The sequence below is a fragment of the Chryseobacterium sp. FP211-J200 genome (assembly GCF_001643375.1).
In the GTDB taxonomy this organism is placed as follows: Bacteria; Bacteroidota; Bacteroidia; order Flavobacteriales; family Weeksellaceae; genus Epilithonimonas; species Epilithonimonas ginsengisoli.
The window spans coordinates 1-15,628 of record NZ_LSHB01000054.1; the positions used below are offsets into that span (position 1 = coordinate 1).

The following is a 15,628-nucleotide window of genomic DNA, read 5'->3' on the forward strand; positions in this document are numbered from 1 at the left end:
TTAATAATGCACTACGAGTTGATAAACTATTTTCTTAGTCGCTTTTCCAATTTTAATTGCGGTTGAAATTTTCGAAGGTTGGTCGGTTTGGATGACGACATCAGCTGTTTCAATGGCAGCATCAGAACCTAATCCGCCCATTGCAATTCCGACATCACTCAATGCTAAAACTGGTGCGTCATTGATTCCATCGCCAACGAAAGCAACGATTTCTTTAGGGTCTTTTTTCAGATTTTCAAATTTATCAACTTTACCTTCCGGAAGCAGTCCACCAAAAGCAGAATCGATATCTAATCTTTTAGCGATGTTTTGAGTCAATGCATCTTTGTCTCCGCTCAGCATCATAGTTTTCACGCCAGCATCTTTTAGATTTCTGATGGCTAATTCTGCATCTTCTTTTACTTCATCCGAAATTACAACGTAGCCTTTGTATTGATTGTCAATTGCTAAAACTACGGTTGTTTCTACAATCTGGTCTAATTCCGAAGGATAATTGATTTCAAAACTTTTCAGTAATTGTGTATTGCCTGCGAGAATTTGTTTTTGATTAATGACAGCTTTGATTCCTTTTCCAGAAATCTCCTCAACAGATGTCGGAGTTTGGTTTGATGGATGAAATAATGAAATCGCTTTTGCAATCGGATGTGTCGAATGACTTTCTACTGATGATAAAACTGATAGAAATTCTGGTTCAGAAATTTCATTCGTCACGACCTTTTGAACTTTGAAAACGCCTTTCGTTAATGTTCCGGTTTTGTCCATCACAACTGTTGTAACATTGGCAATCATATCCAGAAAATTAGAACCTTTGAATAAAATTCCGTTTCGTGAAGCAGCGCCTATTCCACCAAAATATCCTAATGGAATTGAAATTACCAAAGCACAAGGACAAGAAATAACCAAGAAAACCAAACCTCTGTAAAGCCAATCTCTGAAAACATAATCATCTACAAAGAAGTAAGGAATGAATGTAATCAACAAAGCTAAAACGAAAACAATCGGCGTGTAAACTTTCGCAAATTTTCTAATAAACAACTCCGTTTTTGCTTTTCTGGAACTCGCTTCCTGAACCATTTCTAAAATTCTGACGATGGAACTATTTTCAAATAATTTGGTTGTTTCAACTTCTATAACTTGGTCGAGGTTCAACATTCCGGCAAGGACATTTTCTGTTTTTTTGATGGATGAAGGTTTGCTTTCGCCCGTCAAAGCTGATGTATCGAGGCTTCCTTTTTCTGAGATTAAAATCCCATCCAAAGGCACTTTCTCGCCCACTTTTATTTGAATCTTTTCTCCAACTTTCACTTCGTTAGGAGCAATTGTTTCCCATTTATTATTTCGCAAAACTGTGGCTTCTTTCGGACGAACATCCAACAACGCTTTAATATTATTTTTGGCTTTGTTAACGGCGGATTCCTGAAACATCTCGCCAATGGTGTAAAACAACATTACTGCCACGCCTTCCGGAAATTCTCCGATTGCAAAAGCGCCGATGGTTGCAATTCCCATCAAGGAAAACTCATTGAAGAAATCGAAACTTTTCGCCAATTGAAATGCATCTTTGAAAACGGAAAACGCCACCAAAACATAAGACACAAAATACCAGCTGGATCTTAGCCAAACATTTTCTGTAAACCAATCTGCCTTAATCCAGAAATCTAAGATCAATCCGAAAAAAAAGATAGCCAGACTTATAATCAATGTAAGTTTAGAATTGCTGTGCGAATGGTCGTGGTCGCTGTGGTCGTGACCTTGATGATTGTGTTCTTTTTTGGGTTTTGTACCGCAACATTCTTCCATATCTAATAATTTTTAACAAATGTAGCGGTAATGCAAATGCAATGCTATTGCAAAGTGATGTTGGCTTACAGCAATTGGCTTTTGGGGATTGGCTTAAAATGTTTAAAGTCTTCTAGAGCCTCAGACCGACAAAAGTGTATGTTTTAATGATTGAAAGTAGTTTCTAAGCAATTTTCACAGATTCCTTTGGCGAAAAGTCTGATTTCATCGATTCTGAAATTGGTTTCCATACTTTCTGGCAACGAGATATCTTCTTTGCAGGTGGTTTGCTTGCAGATCTTGCAGTAGAAATGGAGATGCCAGTCTTTGTGCGTTTTCTCATCGCAGTCGTCGTGGCACAGTTTGTATTTTGTGGTCGTGTTTTCCTGAATGCTGTGGACAATTCCTTTTTCTTCGAAGGTTTTTAAAGTTCGGTAGATGGTAGTTCTGTCGGCGTTGTCGAAGTGGTTTTCAATTTCGGATAAAGAAGTGGCGACTTTTTGTGAGCTCAGAAAATCGTAGACCAAGATTCTGATACTTGTTGGTTTTGTTTTTTTGTTGATGAGTTTGTTTTCGATTTCTTTGTTCATAATGTTTTAATGATTTTAACTCAAAATCCGCAAAGGTCTTTTTTGATAGTATTGAAAATATTTTAAGGTTCGCAAAGGCGCTGGCGCTCAGCTAATAAAAAATAAATTTTGTTGCAAATTACAGAAGGTACAATTTACATCATTTTTGTCCTATGCAAATTCCACAAAACATTTAACAGGTCGCTCCGCTGGAGCTTTAAGTAAATATGTCAATTGTATTTTCTATTAACAGTTCGCTCCTATCGGAGCTGTGTCTAGTCCCATCGGGACGCACTGTTAATAGAATAAGAGGAAGTCTCCAAAGCAAAGCTCCAGCGGAGCGACCTGTCGATATATCAAGTAAATTTTTATATTCAATTTGTTAACATTTTCGTTGGACAATAATTAATTTTTTGCAAATCTTATTTAATGAAAAATTTTGAATATTTGACGAAATCTCTAGCCCCGATGGGAACGGCATCCTTTTTTATTTTTTTTGGTGCTAAGCTTCAATTGGAAAACAAAACGTCTGAAAAAATAAAAAAGATATAGTGGACAGCGGGATTAAGCTCCTAAAAATTGTCTTGTACTTATTTTATCTATCAAAGTTAAGGGAAATAAGTCGGAATTTTTGATGAATTAGCGGAGAATAAATACCTTTGAAAAAAATTTGATATGGGCGTAGCGGATTTGTTATTCAAAAGAAAAAAAGAACTGGCTGAGAAAAACTTGAGAAGTGGTCAGGATTATATGGTTGAAAACGGAAAAAGAGAAAGCGTAACGATTTTGCCAAGTGGTTTGCAATACGAAATCCTTGTGGAAACGGAAGGCCCAAAACCGACAGCGAAAAGTACGGTGAAATGCCATTATCACGGAACTACGATTACGAGCAAAGTTTTTGACAGTTCTGTAAAGCGCGGAAAACCAGCTTCTTTTCCATTGAACAGAGTGATAAAAGGTTGGACAGAAGGTTTGCAATTGATGTCGGTTGGGAGTAAATTCAGATTTACGATTCCGCCACATTTGGCTTATGGTGAACAGGAAGTGAGCAAAGAAATTGGACCAAACAGTACTTTGGTTTTTGATGTGGAACTGTTGGAAATCAAATAATTTAAAAAAATTAAATTTAATTGTCAGATTGCATTGCAGTTATGAAAATTATTTTTATTTTTGCAACCTGTTAATCAACCTCTGACGAAGGACGTGAATGTTGCTTGGCTCGACAAAACAAATTTTTTATTACAAAAAATGGATTTAGTAAAATACGTACAAGATAAGTACATTACGAAAAAAGAATTCCCAGAATTCAAAGCCGGTGACACCATCACTGTGTATTACGAGATTAAAGAGGGTGCTAAAACAAGAACTCAGTTCTTCAAAGGTACTGTAATCCAAATCAGAGGAACAGGTCTTACAAAAACATTTACAATCAGAAAAATGAGTGGAGATGTTGGTGTAGAGAGAGTTTTCCCAATCAACATGCCTGCACTTCAAAAAATCGAAGTTAACAGACAAGGTAGAGTTAGAAGAGCTAGAATCTACTACTTCAGAGACCTTAGAGGTAAAAAAGCAAGAATCAAAGATAAGTCTTACGGAGGTAAAAAATAATCCCGAGATTTTCTTCTTGAAATATAAAAGACCAGCATTTTTTGCTGGTCTTTTTGTATAGAAAAAGCTTACAACTAATTGTAAGCTTTTTGGTTTTTATGAAATAACACCTAACTCCTTCCCTACTTTCTCGAAGCCTGCAATCGCTTTGTCAAGATTTTCTCTGGAATGTGCTGCAGACAATTGAACTCTGATTCTTGCTTTTCCTTTCGGAACCACCGGATAGAAGAATCCAATGACGTAAATTCCTTCTGAAACAAGTTTCTCAGCCATTTCCTGTGCTAATTTTGCATCATACAACATCACAGGAACAATCGCTGCATCGCCGTCTGGAATATCAAAACCCTTAGTTTTCATTTCTTTTCGGAAATATGCTGCGTTTTCCATTACTTTGTCTCTCAAGGAAGTATCTTCGGAAATCATATCCAAAACTTTTGAAGCGGCGCCGACAATTCCCGGAGCTAACGAATTTGAAAATAAATAAGGACGAGAACGCTGTCTCAGCATATCGATGATTTCTTTTTTACCTGAAGTGAATCCGCCTAAAGCGCCACCTAAAGCTTTTCCTAAAGTGGAAGTGATAATATCCACTCTTCCAATCACGTCATTTGCCTCGTGCGTTCCGCGTCCGGTTTTCCCTATGAATCCTGTGGCGTGAGAATCGTCGACCATTACCAAAGCATCATATTTATCCGCTAAATCACAAACACCTTTCAAGTCAGCAACGATTCCGTCCATTGAGAAAACGCCGTCTGTAACGATGATTTTGAATCGGTGATTTTTTTCGGAAGCGGCAATCAATTGGGCTTCCAAATCCTCCATATTGTTATTTTTGTAACGGTATCTTGCAGATTTACACAACCTTACACCATCAATAATCGAAGCATGATTCAGTTCGTCTGAGATGATTGCATCTTCATCCGAAAATAATGGTTCGAAAACGCCGCCATTTGCATCGAAACACGCAGCGTACAAAATAGTATCTTCCATTCCTAAGAACTTAGAAATCTTAGCTTCCAGATCTTTGTGAATATCTTGAGTTCCGCAGATAAAACGAACCGATGACATCCCGTAACCGTGAGAATCGATTGCATCTTTGGAAGCTTTCATCACTTCCGGATTGTTGGATAATCCGAGATAATTGTTGGCGCAAAAGTTCAGTAATCGCTTGCCACCAACTTCTATCTCTGCACTTTGCTGGGAAGTGATGATTCTTTCTTTTTTGTAAAGACCGTCGTTTTCTATATTAGTAAGCTCGTTTGTAATGTTGTCGAGGAATTTTTGTGATATCATTTTTATTGATTTTCGATTTTAACAAAAATAAAAAAAGCACTTCAATTGAGTGCTTTTTTTAACTTTTTTATGTATTGAATATTGAACAGCGAATCAAATGCAGCCCGGCTTGAGCGGAAATCCTTTTTTGAGGCTGGAAAAGCCGAGGCAAAAAGATTGAGAGCGGAAGACGGAAATAGCTGCCCAAATTATTCTTTTATAATCTTAACTGATTGATTGTTGAATTTTAATATATAAGTCCCTCTAACAAAACTCGAAATACTAATTTCTGAATCTGGATTAGCTGTTCCTTTTTTAATTAATCTACCATCAATTGAAAAGATCTCGTAATCTGTGGATTTTTCCAGACCCGCAATCTTGATGAAGGATTTCGCTGGATTTGGATAGACATCAATCTGATTTTTAGTCACATCCGACACAGCCAAATTGTTATCTCGGACCACCGTCGAACCTTTTGTCAAGAGCTGTCTGTCATAATTGAAGGTCACAGTTGTCACGTCGAAACCAACATCTTCTGTGAAATACTGATTATTGGAATTATGATCCAAAACAAAGTAGGCAGTCTGCCCGCCTGATCCTGAAACTCTGATTGGCAAAGGCATTTCGAAGAAACTCACCGTTGAAGTACTTCTGGTCTGTCCAACTCGGAAGGTGAGTTTTTTGGTGCTTGCATTTTGCGTCCATCTGATCTGATAACTTGGGTAGCCTTCGCCAAAGATCCAATCATTGAAGAATTCTGTAAAGTTTTTTCCTGTGTATGAAGTTAGAAAATCCCTGAAATCTGTAGTCTTTACATAGTTATACTCAAAAGCTGGATTGTTTTGATAGGCTTTTAAAGCAGCATAGAACTGGTCATCTCCAAGAACCCATTTGATCATTCGGAGGACATAAGCGCCTTTACCGTAAGATAATCTTCCATTAAAGATCCGGCTGAAATTGAGTTCTCCATCTGGAATGTAAACACTTCCGCCAGGTTGACTCGTAATAAAATCAATCTCATTTGAAAGATAATTTTGAAACTCTGCAGGTGTCATCAGTAATTTTTCATAGGTCAAATGCTCTCCAAATGTTGCGAAACCTTCGTTGAGCCAAATGTCATTCCAAGCGCCACAAGTCAACTTATCCCCAAACCATTGGTGTGCCAACTCATGTGCAATCAGACTTCGATTGAAACCACCCATGGAGGTCATCGTCGCATGCTCCATACCACCGCCCCAATTGAATTGCATGTGTCCGTATTTTTCATTTCTATACGGATATAATCCAAAGTGGTCCTCGAAGGTTTGCATACTAGTGGTTGTCCAATCCAAATTTGCCTGAACGCTAGCATTGACAGATGAGGGATAGACGTAGTTGAGGAATGGGAAAGAACTTCCAGTAGTGGTGATCGTGGAATTCAGTTTGACATAATTAGAGATTCCCAAGGCAAAAAGATAGGCCGGAATTGGATAATTGGTTTGCCAGTAAGTTTGTTTTTTACCATTTCCTAAAATAGCCTCTGACATCAATTTTCCATTGGACCCAACTGTATACTGTTCTGGCGTAGTGATCTTGATATCCAGTTTCTCAATTTTATCATTCATACTCTGCTTTGTTGGCCACCATTCTTTTGCGCCAAAAGGTTCTGACAAAGTTGCTAGTACGGGATCACCAGCACTCGTAAAATCTGCCACGAACGCGTCTGAACTGGAATCTGGAACTCCGCTGTACGTGATAGAAAGCGAATCCATGGTTTGAACTGTTATCGTTGCAAGAAAATTAATTTTAATCTCATCTGTACTGAGTTGTTGAAATGTCAGATCTTGCCCGTGGTACTTTACATTTGAAACAGAAAGATTATTCGCCAGATCAAAATAGATATTTGGGGAATCTGCTAACATTTTGAAATGTGAAGTGACCGTACCGGAAACATATTGCTCATTCGGATCGAGGTCCAACTCCAATCTGACATAAGTCAAATTATAATTGAGTGTATTTGGATTGACATTCACGTCCAAAGCTGATCTGGATGCTGACCTCATTTCGGATTCAATCAATTCTTTTCTATCCATATTATGGATCTGCCCATAAAAAGGACTAAATATTAAACAAACAATTAACAATGAATATAATTTCCTCATTTTCTTCAAAGATTTGACCCAAAGCTACAAAAAAACCCACAAAAAAATTGTGGGTTCATTAATTTATAAAATATTGATTGCTAAAGATCTAAAGTAGGATCCAGCAATTGCTCCATTCTGTCTTTGACTTGGGCCACTGAGCCTGAAAACTTATTGATCAACAAAGAGAAAGCCAGCGTTCTGTTGCTCCTGGTTTTGATATATCCTGCCAGACATTTTACACCGTTCAAAGTTCCTGTTTTTGCAAAGATCTGTCCGTTTGAGTTCACCAAAAACATATGTTTCAGCGTTCCAGTTTGTCCTGCAATTGGCAAAGATTCCAAATATTCTTTATAATAAGGCGTTTTCATCATCGCAGTCAAAAATTTAACCTGCGAAATCGGCGTTACAGTATGAGCCTTGGAAAGTCCACTTCCGTCCATATAATTAAGACCTACTGTATCAAAGTTGATGGCTTTCAAATGATCCGTTACTACAATTCTTCCAGATTCTGTGGTTTGGTCGCCCAATTTCATAAAACCATTCGATTTCAAAATAGCTTCTGCGTAACCGTTGTCACTTCTTTGATTCGTATAGTTCACGATTTCTGACAAAGTTGGCGATTTGTAATTACTGAGGACTTCTCTCGGTTCAGGTTCCCTGTCCACAATTTTAGGTGTTACTTTTCCTACGATGGCAATTTTACTTTTCACCAAGCTTTCTCTCAACTTATTAGCCAAAAAAGCTGGTGGTTCTGCAACCTTCGTCGTGACCCAAGCACCTTCATATTCGTCCGCAAAAACCATTTTGTTTGAGTATGGCGACACGTAAAAATACTTTTTAACTTGGTTGAAAGGATTATTGGATTGGCTGACGATCAGTTTTTCATTTCTTGGATCGATATCTTTCGTGGTTCCAACAGGTAAATAATAATTGGCCTGTTCCAACCAAACAATATTTTCTGGCAAGTTGATTTTATTTTCCTTGAAAATAGCCGTTTGGATGATAATATCACCCGTTATTTTCTTGATTCCTTTTTCTTTGATCGCCTCGAGATATTGCGCCACGATCTGTCCGTAACTTGCTGCACCACCTCTATTTCCACCTAAAGAAGGGTCACCACTTCCTACGATATAAAGATTTCCCGTCAAAACGCCATCCACATCTACACTTCCAGAATATTCCAACTGGGTATTCCATCTGTATTTGGTTCCTAGTAGTGCAAAAGCCGTTTCAGTCGTTAACAATTTGGTTGTAGAGGCTGGAACCAATGGCGCAGTCTCATTATAAGATGTTACGATCTTTCCAGTTTTTGTATCATAGACCACAAATCCCCAATTGGCATTTCTGAGAACAGGATCGGTAAACATTTTATTGATATTGAATTCGATCTGCTCTTTCGGAGATAGCAAAGCCTTCTCGGCAGTAATATCTTTTACCAAAGTCTGCTGATCCGCAATCTGAGGTAAACTTCCGGCAGATGTGCCTTGCGAAAAGATAATTGATGAAAAACCTAGGGCGAAAATCGAAAAATAATTTTTGAATTTATTCATTCTCAAAAGAATTACATTTTTATTGAATTATTTTTAATTAAGATTTTGAAGAAATTAATCTAATCTCAAAACGTAGTAAATTTAGAGAATATTGCCAAGGTAGTTACGGGAAGCCGTAATAAAAGAATCAAAATTTTGTTAATTAAAGTTAAAAATCAACCAAAAAATCTCTTTTGATAGATTTGTAAGCGGTGATCTCATCAAATTCTTCCAGAGATCTTGCAAGCAATTCCTTATATATTTTGTAGTTCTTATTTTTCGGAAACTTCAGTAGAATCTGATATTGGTAAAGGTTGTTGATCCTTGCAATAGGGGATTTTTCTGGTCCGAGAATGCATTCTTCCGGAATATACTTTCTAAGAACTGAACCTAAGAATTGGGAAGCCCTGTTCAATTTGTCTTCTTTTCTATGTTTCAGCTCGATCATTATCAATTTCACAAATGGCGGATAGAGAAATTTCTTTCTTTCGTCAAGAAAATAATCATATATCTCTTTAATATTCTGATTCTTAATCAATTCAAAAATGGAATGCGATGGATTATAAGTTTGAATCAAGATTTTTCCTTCACCCGAAACTCGTCCAGCTCTTCCTGCAACTTGCGTAATCAATTGATAAGCTCGTTCCTCCGCCCGAAAATCCTGAACATAAATCAATGCATCCGCTTTCGGAATCACGACCAATTCTATATTTTCAAAATCCAGACCTTTGGAGATCATCTGCGTTCCGACCAAAATATCGGTTTCGCCATTTTCCAGTTTTTCGTAGAGTTTTTCGTACGCAAACTTCTTGCGCATCGCATCCACATCCATTCGGTCTACTTCGGCGTCAACAAATATTTTTTGAGTTTCCTCTTCGATTTGTTCCACGCCAACACCTTTCGTATTCAGATTGGTACCGTGACAACTTGGGCAAGCGGTCGGTTTTCCGGCTCTGTGCCCGCAGTAATGGCATTTCAACTCATTCGCAGCTTTGTGATAAGTCATTACAACATCGCAATTGCTACAATAAGTCACGTGTCCGCAGGTTTCACATTCGATGACATTGGCGTAACCACGGCGGTTGTGGAGAATGATGCTTTGTTTTTTGTGTTCTAATTGAAGATTGATTTCGTCAACCATTTTCTGGCTGAAATTCCCAATGATTTTCTTCTGACTCTGCGCTTCCTTAACATCGATGATTTCAAATTTAGGAACATCCACGTTTCCAAATCTCTCATTCAAAGGAACATAACGAAGTTTATCCTTCATGGCCAAATCATAACTTTCCAACGATGGCGTTGCCGAACCGAGAATCAGTTTTGAATTATAAAATTCCGCCAACATCATCGCCGCATCTTTCGCATTAAAAAAGAAATTGGAATCTCTGGATTTATAAGCAGAATCGTGTTCTTCATCCACAATCAACAATCCTAAATTCTCAAATGGAAGAAACAGAGAATTTCGAGTTCCAATCAAGATTTGAAGTTCGTTTTTCTTAATTTTCCGCCAGACTTCTACCCTTTCAAAATCCGTTAATTTGTTGTGATAAAATCCAAGTTTTTTCCCATATTTTTTTTCGAGACGAATGGTGATCTGTTTTGTCAAAGCAATCTCCGGCAGAAGCAAAAGCACGTTTTTCCCAGAATTGACACAGTCTTCAATTTTCTCAAGATAAATATGCGTTTTTCCGGAAGAAGTGATGCCGTGTAGCAAAACGTTTTTATCTTCTTCAAAAGCTTTATTAATTTCAAAAACCGCTAGCTTCTGATTTTCAGTCAATTGCTCAATTTCTTCCAATTCGCCTTCGTAAGAATCGATCCTGTCTTTTTCGAGGTAATATTCCTGAACAAGTTTTTTTTCAATAAGCGATTTGAGTTGAGAATTATTGAAATTTCCCTCGTCAAAAATCTCTGATTTACGAATTGGTTTCTCAGGATTTTCAGTTTCTTTATCCAAAATCAAAAGAAATAATTCTTGCTGTTTTCTTGCATTTTTTAAACTTGAAATGATTTCTGCAAGATTATTTTTAATTTTTAATTCTTCATTATTAATTCGCAAGTAAGCGATTTCCTTGGCTTTATATTTCTCCGTGATTTTTTCATCAACCGAAATATATCGTTCATCAATTAGCGCATTGATGGTTTTGATGATTTCTTTTTTTGGAATAAAAGCTTCGATTTCCTGCAAATTCAGCATTTGACGAACCTCCAAAGCTTGAAGAAGATACGTTTCATTTGCATCCAGATTTTGCCAGTCAATTGTTCTTTCTGATAATAACCGGACGTAAGTTTCGCTTTCTAATTTAAGCGAAGATGGAAATGCAAAACGGTAAATTTCGCCAAGATTGCAGAGATAATAGGAACTCATCCAATTCCAGAATTCCAATTGCTGTTTCGGAACGATTGGTTGATTGTCAAGCAAATTGATGATTTCTTTCGGAACAAAACTATCGTCGAATTCATCAAACAATTCCGCGACAATTCCGGTGTAAATTTTCTTTCCGCCAAACGGAATGAGAACTCGCATTCCGACTTCAATTTTGTTCATTAAATCTTCCGGAACTTTGTACGTGAAAGTTCCTTTAAGATTGAGCGGAAGGATGATTTGGGCGAAGTTCATTTTTTGTCAGAAGTCGGAAGTCTGATGTCAGAAGATTATTAAAAATACAGCATTATGATAAGTTATATCATTTCAGAATTAGAATTCTTACTTATCACCATAATGACCTTTAGCAGAAATGATTTCAATAGTTATTATTTTTTCTTCGACACTGTAAATGAACCGGTTTTTGCTGTCGATTCTTCTTGACCAGACGTTACCGTTTTTATGCTTCAATCGTTCGGGTTTTCCCGTTCCAGAGTAAGGATTAATACGAAGTTCATCAATAAATACATCAATCTTCTTCAAAGCCGATTTATTACCCGATTTTCTATAAGATAGAATGTCTTTTTCTGCTTCATCGGAAAGTTTTATTTGAAAAATCATAAACCTAATAATTCTTTCTGAGCTTCTATTGAAAGTATTTTAGATTTTGATTTCCCTGTTTTCAAGTTCTCAATTCTTCTTTCCAATTCCGCTACGTTTTCCGGAATATCAAAATAAGGGTCATCGCTGGGACTTAAGCTTTCCGATTTTTCTTCTTTAAAAACAAATTGCGCATCCAAAGCTTTCAAGACTTTTTTGAGTAATGACGCTTCTTTTCTGTTTCTTGGGTGTATGATAATTGATGCTTCCATCGTATTTTATTTTATTAAACCTCTACGAATTTACAATTTTTAATTTTTGTTTAAAATATCATTTATTAATCGTCATAATACTTAAACTGTATAACTTTGGAACGCTTCTTCCAAACTTCCAAATTTACCTTTGAACTCAGAGATTAGTGAATCTTGGATGATGTTTCCTTGATGAATCAAAATCACGCGCGAGCAAAGCGCTTCCACTTCCTGCATAATGTGCGTGGAGAGAATCACGGTTTTTTCTTTTCCTATTTCTTTGATGACGTTTCGGATCTCAACGATTTGATTGGGGTCGAGTCCGTTGGTTGGTTCGTCGAGAATTAATAGGTCTGGTTCGTGAAGAATGGCTTGTGCTAAACCAACACGTTGTTTGTAACCTTTGGAAAGTTGTGAGATCTGCTTGGATTTTTCTGGTGTGATTCCTACTAATTCTATCACTTCTTCCACTCTTTCTTTTTTGATGTTGTGAAGATTTGCAACAAATTGAAGATATTCTTTCACATACATCTCGTTGTAAAGTGGATTGTTCTCTGGAAGGAAACCGATTTTCTTTTTGGATTCGATTTCGTTTTCTGTGATGTTTTTGTCGTTGAAGAGGATTTCGCCTTCGTCGATTTTCAGGACGCCTGTGATGGATTTCATCAAGGTGGATTTTCCGGCGCCGTTTGGGCCGAGAAGTCCAATGATCTCGTTATTTGAAATGCTTATATTGATATCGTTGAGCGCAATTTGCTCTCCGAATTTTTTTGTGAGTCCTGAAATTTTTAAAGACATTCTTTTTTTGATTAAAAGATTAAAGAATTAAATGATTAAAAGATTAGAGGATTTTTAATCATTACAAAATTATGAAAAATTACTGTGTTTTTTTGAACGCAAAGTCCGCAAAGATTTTTTTGATATTATTGAAAACATTTTAAGGTTTGCAAAGGCACTTCGACAGGCTCAGTATAAACTGCAAACTCATCAAAGAGAAACTATTAAAAACATACAGTTTGTGATCCTGAAAGAATGTCAACGTTTAGATTGCTACGGATAGACAAAATTGTGGTTTTATATAGACAGGTGATTTATACGGAAAACCGCAGCCCGACTTGAGTGGAAATCCTTTTTTGCTTGTAACCAATTTCTATTTAAACTGAAATCGTCTGCAAAAAAGATTGGGAACGGAAGGCGGAAAAGCTGCCCAAAATATTTTTATTTTGTAACAAATTATTTTTATTTGTACTAACCGAATAGAGTTAAAGCAAGAATGGATTCTGAGAAAGAATTTTTAGAGAAAATCGATAAACATAAAGGGATTATTTTCAAGATCTCCAAAATGTATATGGACAATCGTGATGACCAAAATGACCTCTTTCAGGAGATCGTTTATCAGGTTTGGAAGTCTTTTTCGAGCTTCGAAGGTAAATCCGAATTCTCAACCTGGCTTTACAGAATTGCATTGAATACGGCGATTATTTTTTTGAAATCGGAAAAGCGACGGAGCTTTATTCAGAACGATGATGTTTCGGTTTATAAAATCAAAGAGGAAGATTACAATCTGGAAGATGAGCTGAAACTGAAGCAAATGTATGAAGCCATCCAAAAACTAAATCCAATCGACAAAGCCCTGATCTTCTATTATTTGGAAGATTTTTCCGGGAAAGAAATGGCGGAACAAATGGGAATCTCGGAGGGAAATGCGCGGGTGAAACTGAATCGTGCGAAGGAAAAACTGAGAGAAATCATTAATGATTAATTGTTAATTATTAGCAAGCATCTAATAAAATTAAAAATATGGAACTCGATAATTTAAAATCACTTTGGAATAAGGAGGATGTTTCCGAAACGCCGGAGATCTCGCCTGAGAAGCAGAGACAACTGCATCATCCTTTGGAACGTATCAGGAAAAATATGCGCTATGAATTTTGGTCAACCGTTATTCTGATGCCATTTATTTTGATTGCAATCTGGTTTTTTCCGTTGCCTTTCAGATTCAATCTCTATATCGAAATTTTAGTGATCTCTATGACATTGGTGACGGTGTTCTTCTTCAGCAAATTCTTTAAACTTTATAAAGAGATCAGCAATCCGGCTTTGGGAACTTTGGATTCGTTGAAAGATCTTCTTCATCAGTTTGACCTTAACAAGCAATATTATCTTTCTTTTTATCTGAGTTTTGTTCCGTTTTTCGTCTGTGAAATGATCATTATCATAGAATCTATTCCATACACGCATCATTACACAAACGGTTATTTGACCTTGGTTTTTATTGGTTCAGTTGTGATAGGATTGTCAATATTATATTTCATTGGAAATTGGTGGTTCCAACATTTTTATGGAAAATATATCAGGAAGATCGAAGTTTTGGTTGAGGAGATAAAGAAGTAGATATTAGTTTGATTTTATCAATATTAAGGTCCCAAATTCAAAAGTTTGCGGCTTTTTATTTTCATTAATAAGCATCTGATTTTCATAAGCTGAAAATTTTTGTAAATTTGCGAACTTATGGGACAGATCCTGGCAATCGACTACGGAAAGGCAAGAACGGGAATCGCCGTTACAGACGACATGCAGATCATCGCAAGCGGGCTGACGACGGTGGAAACACCAAAACTTTTGGATTTTCTGAAAAAATACTTTTCCGAAAACGCAGTGGACGAAATTGTCGTAGGACTTCCCACAGACCTGAAAGGAAATATGTCCGACATCGAGACCGAGATCCAGAAATTCATTTCCATCTTCGAGAAGGAATTTCCTGATAAAAAGATCAATCGTCTGGATGAGCGTTTCACTTCCAAAATGGCTTCTTTTTTCATTAGCCAAAGCGGAAAGAACAAGAAACAAAGACAGGAAAAAGGATTGATCGACAAAGTAAGTGCAACGATCATATTGCAGAATTTTTTAGAACAAAAAAGATGATTTTACCAATTAGAGCCTTTGGCGACTCTGTTTTGAGAAGAAAAGCACAGGAAATCAACAAAGATTATCCTGAGCTGAAAACGCTTATCGAAAATATGTTCGATACGATGAATGGTGCTAACGGAATTGGTTTGGCCGCTCCACAAATTGGACTGGACATTCGTCTTTTCATCATAGACGTTTCGCCTCTTGCAGATGATGAAGATTATGAAGATATTGCGGACGAATTAAAAGACTTCAAAAAAGTGTTCATCAACGCACAGATCCTGGAAGAATCTGGCGAGGAATGGAAGTTCAACGAAGGCTGTCTCAGCATCCCGGAAGTACGAGAAGATGTGAAGCGAAAATCTACCATCAAAATAGAATATTACGACGAAAATTTCGTTAAACATACCGATACTTTTAAGGACATCAGAGCTAGAGTGATTCAACACGAATACGACCATATCGAAGGAATTCTTTTCACAGACCACCTGAGTGCTTTGAAGAAGAAAATCGTAAAAGGAAAACTACAGAAGATCGCAAACGGCGACGTGAGCGTGAATTACAAAATGAGGTTTCCGAAGTAAAAATCAGATTCTAGAAGTTAGATATTAGAATTTAGATA

The 15,628-nt window shown here is 36.9% G+C and carries 15 protein-coding genes; 6 read left to right on the forward strand and 9 right to left on the reverse strand.

All coding sequences use genetic code 11. The features are described from left to right. Both AXA65_RS15080 and AXA65_RS15085 read right to left on the reverse strand, forming a co-directional pair. Nucleotides 1-1,800: a heavy metal translocating P-type ATPase gene (locus tag AXA65_RS15080; protein WP_063970906.1), complete on the reverse strand. Its 1,800-nt coding sequence runs from the start codon at nt 1,798-1,800 to the stop codon at nt 1-3. A 143-nt stretch (nt 1,801-1,943) separates the two neighbouring features. After that, complete coding sequence (locus AXA65_RS15085; protein ID WP_063970907.1) at nt 1,944-2,369, reverse strand: Fur family transcriptional regulator; 426 nt, start codon at nt 2,367-2,369, stop codon at nt 1,944-1,946. Between the two features lie 654 nt (nt 2,370-3,023). Between AXA65_RS15085 and AXA65_RS15090 the strand changes: the two genes are divergently transcribed. Together AXA65_RS15090 and rplS are read left to right on the forward strand one after the other, a co-directional pair. Beyond that, nucleotides 3,024-3,458, forward strand: a complete 435-nt coding sequence (locus tag AXA65_RS15090) for an FKBP-type peptidyl-prolyl cis-trans isomerase (protein ID WP_074719289.1) — start codon at nt 3,024-3,026, stop codon at nt 3,456-3,458. A 138-nt stretch (nt 3,459-3,596) separates the two neighbouring features. Next, entirely contained in the window at nt 3,597-3,956 is a 360-nt protein-coding gene (rplS, locus tag AXA65_RS15095) for a 50S ribosomal protein L19 (RefSeq protein ID WP_063970992.1), read from the forward strand. A 96-nt stretch (nt 3,957-4,052) separates the two neighbouring features. Here the strand turns inward: rplS and kbl are convergent, their stop codons facing one another. The 7 genes from kbl to AXA65_RS15130 form a co-directional block, all read right to left on the reverse strand. Continuing rightward, entirely contained in the window at nt 4,053-5,249 is a 1,197-nt protein-coding gene (kbl, locus tag AXA65_RS15100) for a glycine C-acetyltransferase (protein WP_063970908.1), read from the reverse strand. Nucleotides 5,250-5,437: 188 nt separating this feature from the next. Further along, nucleotides 5,438-7,300, reverse strand: a complete 1,863-nt coding sequence (locus tag AXA65_RS15105; protein WP_228391691.1) for a M1 family aminopeptidase — start codon at nt 7,298-7,300, stop codon at nt 5,438-5,440. Nucleotides 7,301-7,449: 149 nt separating this feature from the next. After that, the gene (dacB, locus tag AXA65_RS15110; protein WP_063970910.1) at nt 7,450-8,901 is read right to left on the reverse strand and encodes a D-alanyl-D-alanine carboxypeptidase/D-alanyl-D-alanine-endopeptidase; all 1,452 of its coding nucleotides are present in this window, start codon (nt 8,899-8,901) and stop codon (nt 7,450-7,452) included. A gap of 148 nt (nt 8,902-9,049) precedes the next feature. Then, nucleotides 9,050-11,500, reverse strand: coding sequence for a primosomal protein N' (gene priA, locus AXA65_RS15115; RefSeq protein WP_063970911.1), 2,451 nt, complete (start codon nt 11,498-11,500; stop codon nt 9,050-9,052). Nucleotides 11,501-11,587: 87 nt separating this feature from the next. After that, nucleotides 11,588-11,866, reverse strand: coding sequence for a Txe/YoeB family addiction module toxin (locus AXA65_RS15120; RefSeq protein WP_063970912.1), 279 nt, complete (start codon nt 11,864-11,866; stop codon nt 11,588-11,590). Continuing rightward, complete coding sequence (locus tag AXA65_RS15125) at nt 11,863-12,117, reverse strand: hypothetical protein (RefSeq protein ID WP_063970913.1); 255 nt, start codon at nt 12,115-12,117, stop codon at nt 11,863-11,865. Before AXA65_RS15125 ends, AXA65_RS15120 begins: the two co-directional genes overlap by 4 nt. An 81-nt stretch (nt 12,118-12,198) precedes the next feature. Beyond that, nucleotides 12,199-12,894, reverse strand: coding sequence for an ABC transporter ATP-binding protein (locus tag AXA65_RS15130; RefSeq protein WP_063970914.1), 696 nt, complete (start codon nt 12,892-12,894; stop codon nt 12,199-12,201). 475 nt (nt 12,895-13,369) lie between these two features. On the opposite strand from AXA65_RS15130, the gene AXA65_RS15135 reads away from it, so the two are divergent. From AXA65_RS15135 to def, 4 genes are all read left to right on the forward strand, one after another. Beyond that, complete coding sequence (locus AXA65_RS15135) at nt 13,370-13,858, forward strand: RNA polymerase sigma factor (RefSeq protein WP_063970915.1); 489 nt, start codon at nt 13,370-13,372, stop codon at nt 13,856-13,858. 38 nt (nt 13,859-13,896) lie between these two features. Next, nucleotides 13,897-14,490 (forward strand): hypothetical protein, encoded by a 594-nt coding sequence (locus tag AXA65_RS15140; protein WP_063970916.1) that lies wholly within the window; start codon nt 13,897-13,899, stop codon nt 14,488-14,490. A gap of 117 nt (nt 14,491-14,607) precedes the next feature. Then, entirely contained in the window at nt 14,608-15,021 is a 414-nt protein-coding gene (ruvX, locus tag AXA65_RS15145) for a Holliday junction resolvase RuvX (protein WP_063970917.1), read from the forward strand. Beyond that, nucleotides 15,018-15,590 carry a peptide deformylase gene (gene def / locus AXA65_RS15150; RefSeq protein WP_063970918.1) on the forward strand — a complete coding sequence of 191 codons (573 nt, stop codon included), beginning with the start codon at nt 15,018-15,020 and terminating at the stop codon, nt 15,588-15,590. The genes ruvX and def overlap by 4 nt, the downstream gene beginning before the upstream one ends. The last annotated feature ends 38 nt before the right edge of the window (nt 15,591-15,628 follow it).

Excerpts from the sequence above, each read along its gene's own strand:
- AXA65_RS15130 (WP_063970914.1), bottom strand. The coding sequence starts at position 12,894 with ATGTCTTTAAAAATTTCAGGACTCACAAAAAAATTCGGAGAGCAAATT.
- AXA65_RS15090 (WP_074719289.1), top strand. The coding sequence starts at position 3,024 with ATGGGCGTAGCGGATTTGTTATTCAAAAGAAAAAAAGAACTGGCTGAG.
- AXA65_RS15140 (WP_063970916.1), top strand. The coding sequence starts at position 13,897 with ATGGAACTCGATAATTTAAAATCACTTTGGAATAAGGAGGATGTTTCC.
- rplS (WP_063970992.1), top strand. The coding sequence starts at position 3,597 with ATGGATTTAGTAAAATACGTACAAGATAAGTACATTACGAAAAAAGAA.
- ruvX (WP_063970917.1), top strand. The coding sequence starts at position 14,608 with ATGGGACAGATCCTGGCAATCGACTACGGAAAGGCAAGAACGGGAATC.
- priA (WP_063970911.1), bottom strand. The coding sequence starts at position 11,500 with ATGAACTTCGCCCAAATCATCCTTCCGCTCAATCTTAAAGGAACTTTC.
- AXA65_RS15085 (WP_063970907.1), bottom strand. The coding sequence starts at position 2,369 with ATGAACAAAGAAATCGAAAACAAACTCATCAACAAAAAAACAAAACCA.
- kbl (WP_063970908.1), bottom strand. The coding sequence starts at position 5,249 with ATGATATCACAAAAATTCCTCGACAACATTACAAACGAGCTTACTAAT.
- AXA65_RS15120 (WP_063970912.1), bottom strand. The coding sequence starts at position 11,866 with ATGATTTTTCAAATAAAACTTTCCGATGAAGCAGAAAAAGACATTCTA.
- dacB (WP_063970910.1), bottom strand. The coding sequence starts at position 8,901 with ATGAATAAATTCAAAAATTATTTTTCGATTTTCGCCCTAGGTTTTTCA.
- AXA65_RS15105 (WP_228391691.1), bottom strand. The coding sequence starts at position 7,300 with ATGGATAGAAAAGAATTGATTGAATCCGAAATGAGGTCAGCATCCAGA.
- def (WP_063970918.1), top strand. The coding sequence starts at position 15,018 with ATGATTTTACCAATTAGAGCCTTTGGCGACTCTGTTTTGAGAAGAAAA.
- AXA65_RS15135 (WP_063970915.1), top strand. The coding sequence starts at position 13,370 with ATGGATTCTGAGAAAGAATTTTTAGAGAAAATCGATAAACATAAAGGG.
- AXA65_RS15080 (WP_063970906.1), bottom strand. The coding sequence starts at position 1,800 with ATGGAAGAATGTTGCGGTACAAAACCCAAAAAAGAACACAATCATCAA.
- AXA65_RS15125 (WP_063970913.1), bottom strand. The coding sequence starts at position 12,117 with ATGGAAGCATCAATTATCATACACCCAAGAAACAGAAAAGAAGCGTCA.